The organism is Vogesella mureinivorans, assembly GCF_007644035.1.
GTDB lineage: Bacteria > Pseudomonadota > Gammaproteobacteria > Burkholderiales > Chromobacteriaceae > Vogesella > Vogesella mureinivorans.
In genome coordinates, this window is the sequence record NZ_VMTV02001082.1 from 1 (window position 1) to 272 (window position 272).

1 protein-coding gene is annotated in these 272 nt (G+C 72.1%); it reads left to right on the plus strand.

The window, feature by feature from the left end; all coding sequences use genetic code 11:
• A partial coding sequence (locus FLQ44_RS22845; protein ID WP_206209131.1) for a polyprenyl synthetase family protein occupies positions 1 to 272 on the plus strand: 272 nt, incomplete at both ends.

Sequence of the window (272 nt, forward strand, 5' to 3'; positions counted from 1 at the left end):
GCGGCCCTTCTTCGCCCTCGAGGCGGCGCGGCTGTTCGATCTGGAGGAGCGGCCCGTGCTGCGCGCGGCGTGCGCGCTGGAATGCGTGCACGCCTATTCGCTGGTCCACGACGACCTGCCCTGCATGGACGACGACGACGTGCGGCGTGGACGGCCTACCGTGCACCGCGCCTATGACGAAGCGACGGCCGTGCTGGCGGGCGACGCCCTGCAGACGGCCGCCTTCGACATCCTGCTGGACGAGGACACCCACGACGATCCGGCGGTGCGCG